The 17,814-nt window shown below is 69.2% G+C and carries 15 protein-coding genes and 2 pseudogenes; 10 read left to right on the top strand and 7 right to left on the bottom strand.

From position 1 onward, the window contains the following. Positions 1-576: CheR family methyltransferase (locus C7T91_RS34875; protein ID WP_330848820.1), on the top strand; the 576-nt coding region annotated here is incomplete at its 5' end. A 6-nt stretch (positions 577-582) separates the two neighbouring features. On the opposite strand, the gene C7T91_RS06290 is transcribed toward C7T91_RS34875, so the two are convergent. Further along, a complete protein-coding gene (locus tag C7T91_RS06290) occupies positions 583-810 on the bottom strand; it encodes a sulfurtransferase TusA family protein (RefSeq protein ID WP_108258533.1) in 228 nt (75 codons plus the stop codon). A 504-nt stretch (positions 811-1,314) separates the two neighbouring features. Then, complete coding sequence (locus C7T91_RS06295) at positions 1,315-1,608, bottom strand: YggT family protein (RefSeq protein WP_108258534.1); 294 nt, start codon at positions 1,606-1,608, stop codon at positions 1,315-1,317. A 148-nt stretch (positions 1,609-1,756) separates the two neighbouring features. On the opposite strand from C7T91_RS06295, the gene C7T91_RS06300 reads away from it, so the two are divergent. The 6 genes and pseudogenes from C7T91_RS06300 (at position 1,757) to dctP (ending at position 7,452) form a co-directional block, all read left to right on the top strand. Continuing rightward, complete coding sequence (locus C7T91_RS06300; protein ID WP_108258535.1) at positions 1,757-2,284, top strand: acyl-CoA thioesterase; 528 nt, start codon at positions 1,757-1,759, stop codon at positions 2,282-2,284. A gap of 49 nt (positions 2,285-2,333) precedes the next feature. Continuing rightward, positions 2,334-2,721: pseudogene (gene mutL, locus C7T91_RS06305) on the top strand (DNA mismatch repair endonuclease MutL); the annotation flags it as partial. Between the two features lie 358 nt (positions 2,722-3,079). Next, positions 3,080-3,961, top strand: a complete 882-nt coding sequence (locus C7T91_RS06310; protein ID WP_108258536.1) for a DMT family transporter — start codon at positions 3,080-3,082, stop codon at positions 3,959-3,961. A 454-nt stretch (positions 3,962-4,415) separates the two neighbouring features. Continuing rightward, positions 4,416-4,967, top strand: coding sequence for a TRAP transporter small permease (locus tag C7T91_RS06315; RefSeq protein WP_108258537.1), 552 nt, complete (start codon positions 4,416-4,418; stop codon positions 4,965-4,967). Beyond that, positions 4,967-6,274 (top strand): TRAP transporter large permease, encoded by a 1,308-nt coding sequence (locus tag C7T91_RS06320; protein WP_108258538.1) that lies wholly within the window; start codon positions 4,967-4,969, stop codon positions 6,272-6,274. The genes C7T91_RS06315 and C7T91_RS06320 overlap by 1 nt, the downstream gene beginning before the upstream one ends. Before the next feature lie 59 nt (positions 6,275-6,333). Further along, a complete protein-coding gene (gene dctP, locus C7T91_RS06325) occupies positions 6,334-7,452 on the top strand; it encodes a TRAP transporter substrate-binding protein DctP (RefSeq protein ID WP_161555762.1) in 1,119 nt (372 codons plus the stop codon). Here dctP and C7T91_RS32245 read toward each other — a convergent pair. After that, on the bottom strand, positions 7,388-8,197 hold the full coding sequence (locus C7T91_RS32245) for a hypothetical protein (protein ID WP_161555763.1): 810 nt from the start codon (positions 8,195-8,197) through the stop codon (positions 7,388-7,390). The two genes, dctP and C7T91_RS32245, sit on opposite strands and share 65 nt — an antisense overlap. After that, positions 8,194-9,069, bottom strand: a complete 876-nt coding sequence (locus tag C7T91_RS06335; RefSeq protein WP_108258841.1) for an AAA family ATPase — start codon at positions 9,067-9,069, stop codon at positions 8,194-8,196. The genes C7T91_RS32245 and C7T91_RS06335 overlap by 4 nt, the downstream gene beginning before the upstream one ends. 150 nt (positions 9,070-9,219) lie before the next feature. On the opposite strand from C7T91_RS06335, the gene C7T91_RS06340 reads away from it, so the two are divergent. From C7T91_RS06340 to C7T91_RS34885, 3 genes and pseudogenes are all read left to right on the top strand, one after another. Next, positions 9,220-10,176, top strand: coding sequence for an XdhC family protein (locus C7T91_RS06340; protein WP_108258541.1), 957 nt, complete (start codon positions 9,220-9,222; stop codon positions 10,174-10,176). Positions 10,177-10,509: 333 nt separating this feature from the next. Then, positions 10,510-10,614 (top strand): annotated as a pseudogene (locus tag C7T91_RS34880) (hypothetical protein); the annotation flags it as partial. Positions 10,615-10,762: 148 nt separating this feature from the next. Further along, positions 10,763-11,152 carry a M20/M25/M40 family metallo-hydrolase gene (locus tag C7T91_RS34885; protein ID WP_236638100.1) on the top strand — a complete coding sequence of 130 codons (390 nt, stop codon included), beginning with the start codon at positions 10,763-10,765 and terminating at the stop codon, positions 11,150-11,152. Between the two features lie 1,386 nt (positions 11,153-12,538). On the opposite strand, the gene murJ is transcribed toward C7T91_RS34885, so the two are convergent. Genes murJ through C7T91_RS06365 form a run of 3 tightly spaced genes read right to left on the bottom strand, consistent with a single transcriptional unit; the run spans position 12,539 to position 17,682 of the window. Further along, positions 12,539-13,828 carry a murein biosynthesis integral membrane protein MurJ gene (murJ, locus tag C7T91_RS06355; RefSeq protein ID WP_108258544.1) on the bottom strand — a complete coding sequence of 430 codons (1,290 nt, stop codon included), beginning with the start codon at positions 13,826-13,828 and terminating at the stop codon, positions 12,539-12,541. A gap of 7 nt (positions 13,829-13,835) precedes the next feature. Continuing rightward, positions 13,836-16,643, bottom strand: a complete 2,808-nt coding sequence (locus tag C7T91_RS06360) for a [protein-PII] uridylyltransferase (protein ID WP_108258545.1) — start codon at positions 16,641-16,643, stop codon at positions 13,836-13,838. After that, complete coding sequence (locus C7T91_RS06365; protein WP_108258546.1) at positions 16,624-17,682, bottom strand: penicillin-binding protein activator; 1,059 nt, start codon at positions 17,680-17,682, stop codon at positions 16,624-16,626. Before C7T91_RS06365 ends, C7T91_RS06360 begins: the two co-directional genes overlap by 20 nt. Positions 17,683-17,814 lie beyond the last annotated feature (132 nt).

The raw sequence follows: 17,814 nt of genomic DNA on the forward strand, positions 1-17,814 counted from the left end.
GGCAAGGTGCTGCGCAACATGGTGCGCTTCTCCTACCAGAGCCTGATCAAGGACCCGCCGTTTTCCAAGCTCGACCTGATCTCCTGCCGCAACCTGACGATCTATTTCGAGCCGAAGCTGCAGAAGGTCGCCGCCAGCGTGTTCCATTACGCGCTGACCCCCGGCGGATTCCTGATGCTGGGACTTTCCGAAAACCCGACCGGCGTGACCGAACGTTTCGAGGAATTCGACCATTCGGTGCGGATTTTCCGCCGCGACAACCAGATGGCGCGGCCGCTGGATCTGCCGCTGGGCCGGCTGTCGCACGGCCTGCCGCGGCTGGGCAGCGAGATGACCCCGCCGCTGACCGGCGGCTCGCCGCGCGCCCAGGTGGAGCGCGCGATCCTCCGCCGCGAATACCTGCGGGCGCGGCTGACGCCCGAGGGCCAGGCGGAGGTCTTCGGCTCCGAGGGCTCGGGCCGGATCAGCGGGCTGTCCTGGGCGGACGGGCTGGTGGAGCTGCCCGACGGCGCGGCGGAGGTGACGCCCGGCACGCCGGTGCGCTACCTGCCCTATGCCTCTTTCGGGCTGGGCTGAGCGGGCTCAGCCCTTGCGGATCAGATAGACCTGCGCGCCGTCCTCTTCGCCGGTGGCGGCCAGCTCGTGCCCGGCCTCGCTGCAGAAGAACGGCACGTCGATCACCGCCGCCGGGTCGGTGGCGATCATCCGCAGCACCTGGCCGCTGGCCATGCCCTGAAGGCGCTTGCGGGCCTTCAGGACGGGAAGCGGGCAGATCAGCCCGCGCGCATCGAGGTCATGATCCCAGTCCATGGCGCAAGTGATAGGCCGCACCCCTGCCGCTGTCCATCCCGTCCGGTGCTGTCCGCAAAGCGCGCGGCAGGGGCCGGGCTTGCGTGCGGCGGGCAGCGTCCGCCTGTGAGGGGCGGGGCGCAGAGGCACTGAAAGCCGGTCGGCTCCGAAGCGGTCCGCAAGGCGGGAGGGCATGATGCCTTGCGAACGGGCATGAAGCTAGGGGGGTGCCGGCGGCCCCTGCATCCCGGTTCGGGCGGCTTTCGTCGGCAGGCTGCGAGCGAGGCCTCGCCAGGACGGAGGGTAGCGCCGCAGGTCGCCTGCGAGGCCCGGGGCTGCAGAAATATGCACGGCCTGCGGCCCGGAACCGTTGTGCCGCTGCGCCGGGGGACGTCCGGATGCAGGACGGCATGACGGGCGGGCGCAGCCCGCGGGATGCGTCCGGTCGCTGCGGGGAGGCCGGGGCCCGGCGCGCAGCGGCAGCCGGGTCGGGCCTTGCGCGCCGGGCCGGTCCCGGACCGGCCATCACATCATGACGCCGCGGGCGAGGCCGGGGATGATGATGTCGCGGATCGCGATGATCGCGATGAACACCACCAGCGGGGCCAGATCCAGCGCGCCGGTATCCGGCAGGAAGCGGCGCACCGGACGGTAGAGCGGCTCCAGCAGCCGGTTCAGCCCGTCCCAGATCTGGTAGACCAGCGGCTGGCTCAGGTTCAGCACGTTGAAATTGATCAGCCAGCTCATGATGATGTGCACGATCATGACGAAGAAGACGACGCTGAGGATCAGGTCGACGAGCTGAAGGATCATGATCATGGGCGGGGTCTCCTCGGGAATGACCGGAAATGGCGATTTGCCCGTCACCTAGGCATTCAGGGTAAAAAGAACAAGAACGGACCCCATGTCCAGCTTGACGCGGCGCGCCGCCGCGGCTCCCTTCGGACGGATTGGAAAGGGGCCCGTCATGTATCCGTTTGTCCGCATGGGAGTCGATCTGTGGCTCTTCCGCAAGGCGCCGCCGCTCTCGCCGCTGGAGCCGCACGTCACCACCCACCGCATCTGGCCCTGGGATCTCGACATGTTCCTCGAGCTCAACAACGGCCGCACGCTGACGCTCTACGATGTCGCCCGGGTGATCCAGGCCAAGCGCTGCGGGCTCTGGGACACGCTGAAGGCCGAAGCCTGGGGCATGACCGTCGCGGGGCTCTCGGTGCGCTACCGCCGCCGGGTGCGGGTCTTCCACAAGGTGGAATCGCGGGTGCGGCTGGCGGCCTGGGATGCGCGGTTCTTCTATCTCGACCAGTCGATGTGGCGGAAGGGCGAGTGCACCTCGCAGATCCTGGTGCGCATCGCCGTCACCGATCCGGACGGCATCGTGCCCACGGACAGGGTGCTCGACGCGATGGGCTATGACGGGCCGAAGCCCGCGGCCCCCGCCTGGGTGCAGGCCTGGATCGAGGCCGAGGCCGCCCGTCCCTGGCCGCCGCAATAGTCCTGCGACTCGCTTGGACAGCGCCCGTGTCCATGCTATCCCTTGTGGAATGAACGCGCACAACCGCAATATCAGCTCTGCCCCGATCCGCCAGCTCGACGAGGCCGCCATCAACCGCATCGCCGCCGGCGAGGTGGTGGAGCGGCCTGCCTCGGCGGTGAAGGAATTGGTGGAAAACGCGCTCGACGCGGGCGCCAGCCGGATCGAGATCGACTATGCCGATGGCGGCAAGACGCTGATCCGGGTGACCGATGACGGCCATGGCATCGCGGCGGCCGACCTGCCGCTGGCCATGGCGCGCCACGCCACCTCCAAGATCGACGGCAGCGACCTGCTGAACATCCACAGCTTCGGCTTCCGCGGCGAGGCGCTGCCGTCGCTCGGCGCGGTCGGCCGCCTGACGGTAACCAGCCGCCCGCCGGGCGCCGAGGCGGCCGTGGGCCCGGCTTTGGCCGGAAGGGGGCCGCCGCGACCGCGCCAGGAATCCCGGTTCCGCAGCCTGGCGGAGCGCGGCGGGACCGGGCGCCGATCGGGGAGGCTTCCGGCAGCCCAAAGTGCAGATCGGCGCCGGAGCCCGCGCCAATGGAGGCTCTCTCCTCATGGACCCGGCCGGCCGAGTGCGGGCGGAGGATCCGCACGTCTTTGCCGCAGGTCATCCATCGCAGGCTCGCAGCTATCCCGCGGGCCGCGGCGGAGCGCCCTGGCGGAACCGGTGCTTGCCTGGCCATGGCGCAATCTGCCATGAGAGCCGGACACGCCCGGCGCCGCGCGCCGCGGCAGGCTCAGGAGACAGGCATGCGGACAGAAACCGGCACAGCGCCGCGGCACGGCACCGCGGGGATGCTGCTGATGTGCGCAGGCGTCGCCTGCCTCAGCATCAACGACGCGATCGCCAAACTGCTGGCCGAAAGCTACCACCCGATGCAGATCCTGTTCCTGCGCAACCTGATGGCGCTTCCGGTCGCACTGGCAGTCGCGGTCCGGATGGGCGGGCCGGGGGCGCTGCGCTCGGCGCGGCCCGCGGCGCATCTGCTGCGCGGGGTGCTATGGATCGGGGCGGCCTTCCTGTTCTTCTCCAGCCTGCGGCTGATGCCGCTGGCGGAAGCGACGGCGCTGGTCTTCGTCGCGCCGCTGTTCATCACCGCGATCTCGGCGCTCTTTCTCGGCGAACAGGTCGGCTGGCGGCGCTGGCTGGCGGTGCTCGCCGGGTTTCTCGGGGTGCTCGTGGCCATCCGGCCCGGCGCCGAGACGTTCAGCGCGGCCTCGCTCCTGCCGGTCGCGACCGCGCTTCTCTATGCGCTGCTGATGGTCAGCGCCCGCTGGGTCGACCGCGGCGAGAGCGTCTGGACCCTGCTGCTCTACCTCACCGGGGCGGGGGCGCTGATCAGCGCGCTCGCTGTTCCGTTCTTCTGGGTGCCGCTGCGGGCGGGCGACCTGTGGCTCTGCGCGGCGATTTCGGTCTTCGGCACCGCGGGTATGACGATGATCACCCAAGCCTTCCGGCTGGCCCCCGCGGTCGTGGTGGCACCGCTCGACTATACCGCGCTGGTCTGGGCGACGCTGCTCGGCTGGGCGGTCTGGCGGGAGATCCCCGAACCGGCGGTGTTTCTCGGGGCGGCGGTGATCATCGCCAGCGGCGGCTTCACCATCTGGCGCGAGCACCGGGCGCAGGGCTGAGGGCATCCGCGCGCCGCAGTCCCGCAAGCCAGGCCGGCTGCGGACCTTGCCCCGCAGCCGGACGGGGCGGCGCATATGCGGCAAGCGGCGGAGCGCTGTGCCGCCCGCGGAGGACGAGGCTCCTTTGCCATGTGCACGGGACGGCCGGGCAGGCCTGCGCCGCTGCTCTGCGGGAAGGCGCCAGACTGCCAAGGCTTGGGGGACGCCGGGCGGTTTTCCGGGAGGGCGCTCCCGGCCCGGACTCCGGACATGGCGCAGCCCGCGCTGCCGCGCAAGAAGGCTGGCGGCAGCGGGGCATATCCCTGCCGGTCCGGATGGCGCCGCTGCGGAAAGCGAGGCAGTGCCGCAGTCTGGCATGCCGTTTGCACTTCCCCGGCATGCAAACGGGAGGAGCGAACCTCCCGTGCAGTCCGGCGCCCGCATGCCACCCGCGCCGGAAGGGAGGTGAACCGAGATGCAAGCAATAGAGCGGATCCTGACGCTGTCCGCGAAACTCCTGGTCTGGCTGTCGGGAGCGTTCCTCCTGGCGATGGCAGTGCATGTCTGCCTGGACGTCGGGATGAAGTATTTCCTCAACAAGCCGATCCCGGGCACCGCCGAGATCGTCGCGCGCTACTACATGCTGGCGGCGGTCTTCCTGCCGCTGGCCTTCGTCGAGGCGCGCAATACCGGCATCTCGGTCGACCTGTTCTACGGCATGTTCGGCCCGCGGCTGCGGCGCGCCTGCGTCGTGCTCGCCTTCATCGGGCAGCTCGCCTTCTTCTCGCTGCTGACCTGGCAGAGCTTCCACGACGCGATGAAGGCCATGGCCAAGAACGAATACATCGACGGGCAGATCACGGTCTACACCTGGCCCGCGACCTTCATGCTGCCGGCGGGGCTCGGTTTCGCCGCCGCGATCAGCCTCCTGCGGCTGGTGCAGGCGCTGACCCGCGATGACTGGGAAGAGGTCACCACCTTCGCCCGCCCGATGGCCGGCCATACCGAAGTCAAGGAACCCGTCTGATGGATCGTCTCGAAATCGGCATTGCCGGCATCGTCATCTCGCTGGTGCTGATCGCGCTGAGGATGCAGGTCGGCGTGGTTCTGGGCATCGTCGCCTTCGGCGGCATCGCCGCGATCACCACCACCGGCGCGGCCTGGGGCATCCTGACCGCGATCCCGGCCAATTTCATCGCCCAGTGGAGCCTCAGCGCGGTGCCGATGTTCCTGCTGATGGGCTATATCGCGGCGCAGGCCGGGCTGACCAACGGGCTCTTCGCCTCGGCGCGGATCGTCGTCGGGCGCATCCCCGGCGGTCTCGCCTCCTCCACCGTCGTGGCCTCCGCGCTCTTCGCCTCGGCCTCGGGTTCCAGCGTCGCCACAGCGGCCGCCTTCTCGCGCATCGCGGTGCCCGAGATGCTGAAATCGGGCTACCGCCCGTCGCTGGCCACCGGATCGGTCGCCGCCGCGGGCACGCTCGGATCGCTGATCCCGCCGAGCATCCTGCTGATCCTCTACGGCATCTTCACCGATACCTCGATCGGCGCGCTCTTCGTGGCGGGGGTGATCCCCGGCATTCTCTCGGCCGTCGCCTATATCGCGATGATCACCATCCGCTGCATGGCCAATCCCGAGCTCGGCCCGGTCAACCGCGCCACCTACACGCGCGACGAGAAATGGGCCGCGCTGAGGGACATCTGGCCGCTGCCGGCGCTGATCCTGGGCGTTCTGGGCGGGATCTTCGCGGGCATCTTCTCGCCCACCGAAGCCGGCGCCATCGGGGCGGGGCTCGCTGTGCTGATCGCGGCGCTGCGCCGCTCGCTCTCGGGCAAGGCCGTGCTGCGCGCGCTGATCGAGACCGCCGAGGGCACCGCCTCGATCTTCATCATCGCCATCGGCGCAACCATGTTCGCGGTCTTCATGGGGCTCTCGGGCCTGCCGGATGCGCTCTCGGGCGCGATGCTCGACCATGTCAGCTCGACCTTCGCGATCATCCTGGCGATCGCGGTGATCTACGTGCTCCTGGGCATGTTCGTCGACAGCGTGTCGATCATGCTGCTGACCATCCCGATCATCCAGCCGATCCTGAACGGTCTGGGCGTCGACATGGTGTGGTTCGGCATCATCGCGATCAAGCTGCTGGAAATCGGCATGATCACCCCGCCGGTCGGATTGAATGTCTACGTGATCCGCAGCGCGCTCGGTTCCGAAGTGTCGCTGGGCGAGATCTTCAAGGGCACGTCCTGGTTCATCCTGACCGACATCATCACGCTGCTTCTGCTGATCCTGTTCCCGGCGATCACGCTCTTCCTGCCGGGGATCATGCAATGACCGCGGCACGGACACTCTCGACAACAAGAAGACTGAAGCCACGTTCTGGGAGGAACACCATGAAATTCGCATCATTCGCGGCCGCCGCCGCGATAGCCGCCGCAGGGCTGCCCGCATCGGCAGAGACCTTCCGCGCCGCCACCTGGAACGCGGCCGGATCGCCCAACGACACCTTCCTCACGGATGTCGCTACCCAAGTCCGCGAGGCCTCGGGCGGCAGCATCGATTTCGAGATTTTCCCGGGCGGCATGCTGCTTCCGGCCGACGGCACGCTGCCGGGGCTGGCCAGCGGCGTGGCACAGCTCGCCAACATCACCGCGGCCTACATTCCGTCGGACATGCCGGTGAACAACGTCATCGCCGACCTGTCCTTCGTGGCGGACGACCAGATGGCGCTGGCCTTCACCTCGACCGAGCTGAACTTCTTCGACCCGATGCTGCAGGCAGAGGTGGACGAGCTCGACCTGGTCTTCGCCACCGGCTTCACCATCGGCATCTACAGCCTGATCTGCGGCTTCGAGGCCGACTCCATCGACGACTTCCAGGGCCGCAAGATCCGCACGTCTTCCAGCGCGCAGGTCGGCTTCACCGAGGCGGTCGGCGGCGTCACCGTCGCGGTGCCGGGGCCGGAAATCTACACCGGCATCCAGCGCAAGTCGCTGGATTGCGCGATGGGCACGCCGCTGTTCCTGACCGATTTCTTCAAGCTCTCCGAAGTGGCGAAGTCGGTCTACCTGCTGCCGCTCGGCTCCAACGCGAATGGCGGCTACTACTTCAACCGCGATTTCTGGACCGACCGCAGCCCCGAGGAGCGCCGCATCCTCCTGAACGCGCTGTCGCGGGCGACCGCACGCAGCATGATCGACTGGGCGGGCAATACCGAAAAGGCCTTCGAGGCCGCCGCCGCGGCCGGGGTCGCGCTGAACCAGCCGGAAGCCGCCGGGACCGAGACGCTGGCCGCCTATGCCGAGCAGTTCCTCGAGGGGCTGCCCGAAGCCACCCGCGAGAAGCGCGGCATCGAGGATGCCCAGCCGCTGATCGACAATTTCACGGCCACTTTCGAGAAGTGGAAGGGCCTGCTGGCCGAGGTCGACCGCACCGATCTTGACGCGGTCACGGCGCTTCTGGACCGCGAGATCTTCGGCAAGGTCGATGTCGAGACCTACGGCCTCGAATGACACCGCCGGCCGGGGGCGCAGGTCCCCGGCCGCAGCCGATCCGATCCTGGAAGGAGAGAGCTTTGAGCGACGAGACTGACACCCGCCCGGCCGACTGGATGCGCAACTCGCCGATCGAGGGGCTGGCGGCGCTGGTCGTCGGTGCCGGCAGCGGCATGGGCGCGGCCTGCGCAAGGGTCTTCGCGGCCAATGGCGGCCGGGTGGCCGTGGCCGACCTCTTCAGGGGCGGCACCGGCAGGCGGAGGCGGCGGATCGCGGCCTCGGCCTCGCGGGTCTCGGCCAGGCTCATCTGCTCGAAATCCATCGCCCGGAGCCGCTCGCTGGCCGACCAGCTCAGGGAGGCCTCGATCTGCAGTTCCTCGCGCTCCCCGGCCTGGCGCTTTGGCTCTGGCGCATCGGTCAGCGCCTCGGCGGCCCGGCGCTCGGCCGAACGGGGCTTCGCGCGCTCCTCGTCCTTGCGGATCGCGGGCGACAGCATGTGGATCATGTTCTCGAGGAATTCCGGATCGCGCCAGAACATCGCGAAAACCTGGTCGTAGAGGTCGAGATGCTCGGCCCGGGTGATCAGGCAGGCGCGCAGCGTGTGATAGAAGTCACGCTTTTCGGTGAAACCCGCCACGGCGACGGCGCGCACCGCGTCCTCGACCTGGTTGGTGCCGACCTTGACCCCGGCCTTCCGCAGGGCACGGGTGAAATGCACGATGTTGTCGGGCAACCGCCCCGGCGTTTCGGGCAGTGCGGTCACGCCATTTCCCTGAGCCGCGCCTTCGCTTCCTCGAGGATGCGCGCGGCTTCGGACCCGGCGATCCGGGCGATGTCGTCCTGGTATTTCAGCACGGCACCCAGCGTCTCCGAGATCAGGTCGGGGGTCAGCGCCACGGCGTCGAGCGCGATCAGGCAGCGCGCCCAGTCGATCGTCTCGGCGACGCCGGGCGATTTGAACAGGTCCTGGTCGCGCAGCCCCTGCACGAAGGCCACGACCTCGGCGGAAAGCTGCGCCGAGACGCCCGGGATGCGGGCCTGCAGGATCTCCATCTCGCGCCCGAAGCTCGGGTAGTCGACCCAGTGATAGAGGCAGCGCCGCTTCAGCGCGTCATGCACCTCGCGGGTGCGGTTCGAGGTCAGGATGACGATGGGCGGCTCGGGCGCGCGGATCGTGCCCAACTCCGGCACCGTCACCTGGAAATCGCTGAGCGCCTCCAAAAGGAAGGCCTCGAAGGGCTCGTCGGTGCGGTCGACCTCGTCGATCAGCAGGACCGGCGCGCCCTTCGGATCGGGCGACATCGCCTGCAGGAGCGGGCGGCGGACAAGATAGTCGTCGGAGAACAGCTCCGTCTGCAAAGCCTTGCGGTCGGCCTGCCCCGCGGCCTCGGCGGTGCGGATGGCGATCATCTGCGCGGCAAAGTTCCATTCGTAGATCGCCGAGGCGCTGTCGAGCCCTTCGTAGCATTGCAGCCGGATCAGGTTGCGCCCGAGCCCGGCGGCCAGCGCCTTGGCGATCTCGGTCTTGCCGGTGCCCGCCTCCCCTTCGAGGAACAGCGGCTTGCCGAGCTTCAGCGACAGGAAGGCCACGGTTCCCAGCGCGCGGCTGCAGACATAGTCCTCGCCCGCCAGCATCTCCAGCGTATCCTCGATCGAACCCGGTATCCCTGCCACCTTCGTCCTCCCCGCCGGTGCCCAATTTCCGTGGTATAGACCGGCCGAGCCGCTGTCCACGCCCGGACCTTGCCATTCCGGGCGCGGAGACCGACATAGGACCAAAGCAGCATGGAAGGACCGGCCATGAATTTCCTCAACCCGACCTCCGTTCTGGCGCGCGACCCGATCGAGGCGCTGGCCGGGAGCGGTTCCGATGCGGTGCTCGCCGTGATCACCGGGGTCGAGGGCCCGTCCTACCGTCCGGTCGGCGCGGCGATGGCACTGTTCGATACCGGCGAGCGCGCCGGCACGCTGTCCTCGGGCTGCATCGAGTCGGACATCATGATCCATGCGATGAAGGTTCTGGAGACCGGCATCCCGGCGGCGATCCGCTATGGCCGCGGCTCGCCCTTCATCGACATCCAGCTGCCCTGCGGCGGCGGGCTCGACATCCTCCTGGTGCCGAGGCCCGATCCGGGCCTGATGCAATCCGTCACCGCACGGCGCTCGGCCCGCGTACCCTGCGTGCTGAGGATCGACCGGGACACGGGCGCGATGGCGCTGGCGGACGAGGGGGCGACCGGCTGGGACGGCAGCACGTTCTGCGTGCGCTACGATCCGCCGCTGAAATTCCTGGTCTTCGGCAAGGGGCCCGAGGCCTCCACCTTCGCCGCACTGGTCCAGTCGGCAGGCTATCCGAACCTGCTCCTGTCGCCCGATCCCGAGACGCTGGAACTGGGCCGCGGCGCGGGCTGCGCGACCGAGCAGCTCGTGCAGAAGGCGCTGCCCGGCGGCGTGACGGCGGATGCCTGGACGGCGGCGGTCCTGTTCTTCCACGACCATGACTGGGAGCCGGAGATCCTGCGGGATCTGCTGGCCACCGACGCCTTCTACATCGGCTCGCAGGGCTCGCAGCGGGCGCGCGACGCGCGGATGCTGGAGCTGGAGGCGATGGGCGTCGGCGCGGAAGACCGCGCGCGGCTGCACGGGCCCGTCGGACTGATCCCCTCGGCGCGCGATGCCGGGACGCTGGCCGTGTCGGTGCTGGCAGAAATCCTCGCAGAAGCCAAGGCCGTGGCGGGCTGATCCGGACCCGCCCCGCAAGTCCCTGTCCGCAGGGCGGCCGTCCGGTCTTCCGCGGAATGGCGGGCCGGAACGGGGAGAGGCAGTCCCGAAAGGGAACGGCTGCAGCCGGCGATCACGGCCTCTGGCGCCTCACATGGCAGGACGCCGCTTCCGCGGGCAGCACATCGACATTCCCGGACCGGCGCGCGCGCAGGCCCGCCCGCATGGCGCCACCGGCCGGACGTCCGACACCGCCCTCCCCTGTGATGGCAGCGCCGGCCCCTGTCTGTTTCCACGCCCCCGGGCCGCGGCGGCGAGCATGCCGGGACGTTCCTGGCCGGCTTCGGCGGCATCCTGCAGCTCCCCTCTCGGCGATTGCAAGCAATCGCCTGCCGGGCAACGGACGGCTATCCGGGCTGCAACCGGCTGGCGCGCCCCTCCCGCAAGGGCGGCGCCCCGGTCACCGTCGCGCATTGCCGGGCACATGCGCGGCGCAAGCTGCGGGAAACATTCGACCGGGACGGGGTCGTGCCGAAGGCACGCCTTCGGCGTGACGATCGCCGCCGAGGGGCTCCGGCGCATCGCAGTCGCCATTGTCCTCGGACCAATGGCGGAACAATGGCTCATTTCCACCGGATCGAGGCCGGGAACCGCGGCATGGGCCCCGGCCGTCCGGCATGGGCCCCGGACCATGGCGGCCACATGCCGCGGCACCGGCTTCGGCCTGCGCATCCTCAGCGAGGCGGACAGCGCGCCTTGCGATCCGGGGCTCCGCGCGAAGCTGCACGCGGCTGCCGCGGCGGCGGGGAACCGGGAGGTCCCGGATCTGCTCAGCGGGGCAGGGCATGACGGGGCGCACATGACCGCGCTCTGCGGCTATGCGATGCTTTTCGTGCGCTGCCGCGACGGCATCAGCCACAACCCGGCAGAGTCGGTCCGTCCGTCCGATCTGGCCGCCGCGCAGGCGGTCCTTTCGGATTTCCTGCGCGCGGGGTGACCGGAGTTTCGATCGGGGAACGGGGAAGAACATCCCCGGCAGCGCCCGGGACGGAAATTGCGCGGTCCGGCGCCCGGTCGCGGGGCATCCGCAAGGGCTGCCTCTGCGGCCATGCCGGTGACCGCGGGCGGACCGCGGCACTCGTCTGCGTCCGCCCGGCCGTGCCGTTGCCCACCAGTGGTGCGGTGAATTGGGTCCGCGACCAGCGCAGGCCTTGGCGACAAGGACAGGATCACGAGCCGCCATGTGGCACCGAATGCGTGAGGTGCGGGCCTGGAGCAAAGCCGGGCGGAAACGGAAACCGCCGGGGTCCGGCCCGGGGGATGAACGGCTGAACCGCGGGCTCGGGGCGGTGCCCGATGTGCTCGGGGAGCGGCCGGGAAATCGCTGCCCGCGGCGTTCCGGGACTGGTCGAGCGCCAAGGCGGCCTGCCGGTTCCTTTCCGGCGGAAATGTCGGAGAAGACAGGATCCCAAAGGGGCATGCCGCGGCATCCGCCCTGCGCAGGCGGACAACCACAGCTCCCGATCCGATCCCTCGGGACACCGCGGAATTCAACGTCACGCGCGCGGCCCCGGAGAAGATCGGCGTCCCCCATGTCCCGACCGGGCACAGGTTGCCGGCCCGCCGCCGCAGGACGCACGCCATCTGAGGGATCCGGATCCCTGCCGGGCTGGCGATCACGCCGGACGGGCTGCCCCTCGGGCCGGCGGCGGCAAAGGTCTTGTCCCGCGCCGCAGTCAAGGGCACTGCCGCGCCCAAGCGCAAGATCAACCCGGCCCGCGTGCCCATCGGCCAGACGGAAAGCATGCGTCGGCTCGGCGAGCGGCACCTGTCCGCCGGACTGGCAGGTGCGCCGGAGCGCTGCGTTCATGCCGGCGGCCGCGGGCGCGACATCTGCAAGCTCTGCTGTCTGGCCGAGGAACTCGGGAGCAAACTGCCGGTCCGGAGCTGCGGCGACCGCCTGGCAGAGGATGGCGGCACGGCCATCGCCAAGGTCATGGCGCGGGTGCCGTCCAAAGGCTCCGGCGAAGGACGGTTCCGCGATGCGCAGGGCAACGGTCATCGCGCGCTGCTCTCGGTCCGGCATGCGGCGATGACGGTCCGCCCGCCGACCGGAAGGCAGCGGACATGCCGGCATCAGGGGCTCCGGGTCATCCGCACCGAGGAGTTCGAACCGCCGGAAGGACGGGCCCCGTCCGCCGGAAGCCGATCACGAACCGAGGCCAGCCCGGGCAGCTCCTTGGGCAGGTGCGGCAATGCGGCGACGGAATGCGCGATCCCATCAGGACCTGCGTGACCCGTCCCCGGCGGCAAAGGCCTTGCCAGAGACGACTTGAAGGTCCCTTGCGAGTCGCCGTACCGCGCGAGTGGCGCGGCCGGCCTTTCAACATTTGGAAAACGCGGAAAATAAACCGCCATCCATATTGGCATGCGGCGCTGATCTGGGCCGGTGCCGTTGGATGGAGGTGCCGGGACCGGTTTCCGGGAACGCTTGCCATTCGCTGCAGGGAGTTTCGCTCTGCTCCGCAACCCGGGACGCGGGACAGGCAAGCCGGAGCCGGGAGTCCCCGGGGGGAGCAGTCCGGACACGCAGGGCCGACGCGGCGCCCGGGGCGGAGAGGGATGGCGCTGATGCCGGGGCGGCCGCCCATGCGGACGGTGCCGGGCATCGCAGCGTCACGCAGGCGGAGGACGCAATGGGCTTTGCGGCGCGCCCATTGAGCCCGTGGCGGCTCCCGGCCTCGTCCCCGGCGGCCAGCCGGCGCGACAGGTCCGGCAGCAGAACCACGCCGACTGCAATGCCGACCACGCCCAAGGGCAGCTGGTAGAGCCGGTCGGCATAGGCGAGCCAGGCAACCGCGCCGTCGAAATAGCTGGCCACCTGGCGGCCGACCAGCAGGTTGACCTGCACGACGCCGCCGGCCAGCGCGGCAGGCACCGCGACCTTCACCAGCAGGCGCATGTCGGGGGTGAAGCGCGGCCGGGTGATCCCCATCCGGTAGCCCCATTTCCGCGCGGTCCACCACAGCAGCAGGAATTGCCCGATCCCGGCGGCGAGCACGCCCCAGACCAGGATGCGCCCGGCATGGAGGCCGGTGATCTCCTCGGCACGGGGCGACACCGGGATGATTCCGCTCTGGGCCAGCGCCAGCGCCGCGACGAGGATGATGTTCAAAACCACCGGCGCGGCGGCCCCCGCCGTGAAATGGCCGATCGCGTTCAGAACGCCGGTCAGCAGCGCGGCGAGCGAGATGAAGAGGATGTAGAAGAAGCAGACCCGGCCGAACTCGACGGCCAGCTCGAAGCGGATGTCGTCCGCGAAGCCCGCCGCCATGGCAAGCACTAGGAGCGGCATCGCGATGACGCCCGCCGCCGAGAAGACGACCAGCACGAAGCCGAGGCCGGAATAGGCCTCCTGCGCGAAGGCGCGCGCCTTTTCGGGATCCTCGACGCGCTTCGAGAACATCGGCACGAAGGCCATGTTGAAGGCGCCTTCGGCGAAGAAGCGGCGGAACATGTTGGGCAGGGCGAAGGCGACCAGGAAGGCCTCGGCCACCGGGCCGGTCCCGAGGATAACGGCCAGCAGGATGTCGCGGGCGAAACCGAGAAGGCGGCTGGCCATAGTCCAGCCGCCCACGGTGACGAAGCCCGAAATCAGGCGTATCGGTTTCAAGATGTCCTCACTCGGTGGCGCGCATCGCGCCCTTGCGGATCGATTCCTCGAGCTTCTTCGAGAGCGAGTCCTGCTTGCCGGGGCTGACGATCTTCAGCCCGAACATGTCCTTGACGTAGAAGGTGTCGACCGCCTGAGCGCCATAGGTCGCGATCTGCGTCGAGGCGATGTAGACATGGTTGTTCGCGAAGGTCCGGGTCAGGTCGTAGAGCAGGCCGGGACGGTCGCGGGTGTCCACCTCGATGATCGTGTAGATGTCCGACCCCTCGTTGTCGAAGAGGATCTTGGTCGGCACCTCGAACTTGCGCTCGCGCTTCTTGATCTTGTCGCGCGACTTGATCGCCTCGCGCGCCACGACCTCGCCGAGCAGGGTCTTGTGGATCATGCTGCGCAGCCGGTCCATGCGGTCGGGCCCGTAGGGGTGGCCGTCGGCATCCTGGATCCAGAAGGTGGCGGTGGCATAGCCGTCCTTGGTGGTGAAGCTGCGCGCATCGACCACGTTCGCGCCGACCAGTGCCAGCGCGCCCGCGAGCCTGGCGAAGATGCCCGGATGGTCCTGCATCGCGAAGCAGCACTGGGTGGCGTCCATCTCCTCGGCTTCGGTCAGCTCCAGCCGGATCTCGTCTGCCGGAAGCCCGTCGAGCAGCCGCGCGAAGATCGCCTGGGTATTGGTCGCCAGGCCCTGCCAATAGGGCGGGTAATGGCGCTCCAGTTCGGCCTCGAGCTTTTCCGAGGGCCAGCCGGACAGGGCTCCGGCGAGGCGCTCCTTGGCCTCGGAGGCCAGCGCGTCGCGGTTGAGATGCTCCATCCCGGTGGCCAGCGCCGTCTCGGTCAGCCCGTAGAGCCGCCGCAGCAGCGTCGCCTTCCAGTTGTTCCAGACATTCGGGCCGACCCCGATGATGTCGCAGCAGGTCAGCACCAGGAGGAGGTCGAGCCGCCGCTTGGTCTGCACCGCGCGGGCGAAGTCGCGGATCGTGCGCGGATCCGAAAGGTCGCGCTTCTGCGCCATGTCCGACATCAGGAGGTGCTGGCGCACCAGCCATTCGACGGTTTCGCATTCCTGCTCGTCGAGGCCGAAGCGCGGCGCCACCTTGCGGGCGATGCGCGCGCCCAGAACCGCATGGTCCTCGTTGCGGCCCTTGCCGATGTCGTGGAAGAACAGCGCCAGATACAGCACCCGGCGGTTGACCGAGCCCTCGGCCATCACCCGGCTGGCGGCGGGCAGGCCGTCCTTCAGCTCGCCGCGCTCGATCTCGGCTAGGGTGGAGATGCACTGGATGGTGTGTTCGTCCACCGTGTACTGGTGGTACATGTTGAACTGCATCATCGCCACGACCGGCTGGAATTCCGGGATGAAGGCGCCGAGCACGCCCAGTTCGTTCATCCGGCGCAGCGCGCGTTCGGGGTTGCCGTGTTCCAGGAGCAGCCTGAGGAAGATCTCGTTGGCATGCGGGTTCTGCCGCATCTTCGAGTCGATCAGGTGCAGGTTTGCCGCCACCAGCCGCATCGTGTCGGGATGGATCAGGAGCCCGGTATCCAGCGCCTCCTCGAACATCCGCAGGAAGTTCAGCGGATCGGAGAGGAAGGCCGCGTCGTCGGAATGGCGCAGGCGGCCGTGCTGGACCTCGAAATTCTCCGGCACTTTCGGCTTGCGGCCGAGCTTGCGGATGTTCTCGATGAAGGAGGTCTTGGTGACGTGGGTCGCCTCGATCTGCGTGAGGAAGATCCGCGTCAGCTCGCCCACCGTGGTGGCGTGGCGGAAATAGTCCTGCATGAAATGCTCGACCGCGCGGCGGCCGCCGCGGTCGACATAGCCCAGCTTCTCGGCCACCTCGACCTGCATGTCGAAGGTCAGCTGGTCCAGCGCGCGCCCGGCGATCAGGTGCAGCTGGTTGCGCACCGCCATCAGGAAGCGCTCGGCGCGGTCGAAGCGGTCGAATTCGTCCTGGGTGAAGACGCCCAGATCGACCAGATCGGCGGCGTCATCGACCCCGTGCAGGTATTTCGCGATCCAGAACAGCGATTGCAGGTCGCGCAGGCCGCCCTTGCCCTCCTTGACGTTAGGCTCGACGACATAGCGCTGGCCGCCCTGCTTCTTGTGGCGCGCGGCGCGCTCCTCGAGCTTGGCGGCGACGAATTCCGGGCCGGTTTTCGAGAAGAGCTGGCTCTGCAGCTTCTCGACGAGCTGTTCGAACAGCTCGGGATTGCCGATCAGGTAGCGGGTTTCCAGGACCGCGGTGCGGATCGTGATGTCGCCCTTGGCGCGGGTCAGCGTCTCGGCGACCGAGCGGCTGGAATGGCCGACCTTCAGCCGCAGGTCCCACAGGATGTAGAGGCAGCTCTCGATGACGCTTTCCGCCCAGGCCGAGGGCTTGGACGGGGTCAGGAACAAGAGGTCCACATCGGAATGCGGCGCCATCTCGGCGCGGCCGTAGCCGCCGACCGACAGGAGCGCCAGCCCCTTGAGCTGGTTGCGCGACTGGGCCGGGTGCAGGTAGCGCGTCGCCACCTCGAAGACGGTCCGCGTGATGCAGTCCATCAGATAGGCCCAGGAGCGCACGGCGCGGCCCGACTGCATCGGCGCGCGGCGGACGGCCTCGGTGATCGCCTTGTCGCCGCCCTTGCGCGCCAGCATCAGGATTTCCACCGCCCCCTGCTGGATGCCCCGGCTGTCCCCGGCCTCTTCGGCCAGGGTGTCGAGGGCGGCGTGGATCCGCGCGATGTCGAAGATCTCGTCCGGAGGCAGGATCAGGTCGGCAGGCGGGACATAGGCGTCCGTGCGGAGGAGGGAACGATCAGGAACCGAATGCGCCAAGACGGGAGGAAGCCTGTTTGAGGATGGTTACGGTGTTGCTGCGGATCGTGGCGATCGACAGGCTGCGGCGGTTGGTGCCGTCCGACAGGAAGCGGAAGGTGCCGGTCGCGCCCGAGAAGGCGCCCGCGCTCGACAGCGCCTGCGGGGTCAGCCCGGCCGGGCCGGACTTGCGCGCCTGTTCGGCGATCACGCGGATGCCGTCATAGGCCAGCGGCGCCAGCAGGTGCGGGGCATTGCCGTTGGCGGCGATGTAGCGCTGGTTGAACTCGCCGACCGGAGTGGTGTCGGGCATGGTGTACCAGCCGCCCTGCAGCCCCGGCAGTGAGGTGGCGGAGGGCGGACGGTCGAAGCGGGTCATGCCCATGTACTGGAACTCGTTCGGCGGCAGGCCGTAATCCGGCAGCAGCCCGACCAGCGTCGGCAGCGCGGCATTGGTGTCCGAGGTCAGCAGCAGGCTGTCGGCGCCTGCGGCGCGCGCCGAGGCGGCGATGCCCGGCAGCGCGGCGGTCAGGCCCTCCTGCGACAGGTCGAAGGACCCGGTGCCCACCACCTGCACGCCGGTGCCCGAGAGGCCGCGGACCGCGGCGTCGCGGATCGCTTCCTCGGCGGTCGAATTGGCGTGGATGATGAACACCCGGCGCTTGCCCTGGCTGGCGGCATAGCTGCCCAGTTCGGCGGCGCGGTTGTCGAAGGTGTCGCTCATCATCAGGACGTTGCGCCCGGCGATGTCGGAATTGTTCGAGAAGGTCAGAACGGCGGTGTTCGTCGAGGCCATCACGGTGCCGACGGCGGCGGCGTTCTGCGCCAGGAGCGGGCCGAGGATGATGTTGGCGCCTTCCGCCTTGGCCTGCTGCGCGGCCTGCTGGGCGCGGCCGGGATCGGCGGCGGTCGAATAGGTGCGCAGCGTCACCAGCCCCGGCTCGGCTTCGGAGACCGCAAGCCGCGCGGCCTTGGTCAGGCTGTCGGCGATGATGCCGAATTGCGGATCGGCCGCGCCCGAGGGCCTCGCGCACCTGGCCGTCCCAGGTCGCGTTGGCAAAGGCGTCGGGACGCGGGATCACCACGCCCTCGGCAATCGTGTTCTGCGGCACCGGCACGAAGAGGAGACAGCCGAGGACCGCCGCCAGCGCGCCGCCGGTCACGGCGAAGGCGCGGCCGCGGTGGCGGCGCA

Origin of the sequence: Mangrovicoccus ximenensis (assembly GCF_003056725.1) — a bacterium.
GTDB lineage: Bacteria > Pseudomonadota > Alphaproteobacteria > Rhodobacterales > Rhodobacteraceae > Mangrovicoccus > Mangrovicoccus ximenensis.

Coding starts and splice junctions, on each gene's coding strand:
- C7T91_RS06290 (WP_108258533.1), bottom strand. CDS start 810: ATGGACTGGGATCATGACCTCGATGCGCGCGGGCTGATCTGCCCGCTT.
- C7T91_RS06295 (WP_108258534.1), bottom strand. CDS start 1,608: ATGATCATGATCCTTCAGCTCGTCGACCTGATCCTCAGCGTCGTCTTC.
- C7T91_RS06300 (WP_108258535.1), top strand. CDS start 1,757: ATGTATCCGTTTGTCCGCATGGGAGTCGATCTGTGGCTCTTCCGCAAG.
- C7T91_RS06310 (WP_108258536.1), top strand. CDS start 3,080: ATGCGGACAGAAACCGGCACAGCGCCGCGGCACGGCACCGCGGGGATG.
- C7T91_RS06315 (WP_108258537.1), top strand. CDS start 4,416: ATGCAAGCAATAGAGCGGATCCTGACGCTGTCCGCGAAACTCCTGGTC.
- C7T91_RS06320 (WP_108258538.1), top strand. CDS start 4,967: ATGGATCGTCTCGAAATCGGCATTGCCGGCATCGTCATCTCGCTGGTG.
- dctP (WP_161555762.1), top strand. CDS start 6,334: ATGAAATTCGCATCATTCGCGGCCGCCGCCGCGATAGCCGCCGCAGGG.
- C7T91_RS06335 (WP_108258841.1), bottom strand. CDS start 9,069: ATGCTGGCGGGCGAGGACTATGTCTGCAGCCGCGCGCTGGGAACCGTG.
- C7T91_RS06340 (WP_108258541.1), top strand. CDS start 9,220: ATGGAAGGACCGGCCATGAATTTCCTCAACCCGACCTCCGTTCTGGCG.
- C7T91_RS34885 (WP_236638100.1), top strand. CDS start 10,763: ATGGCGGAACAATGGCTCATTTCCACCGGATCGAGGCCGGGAACCGCG.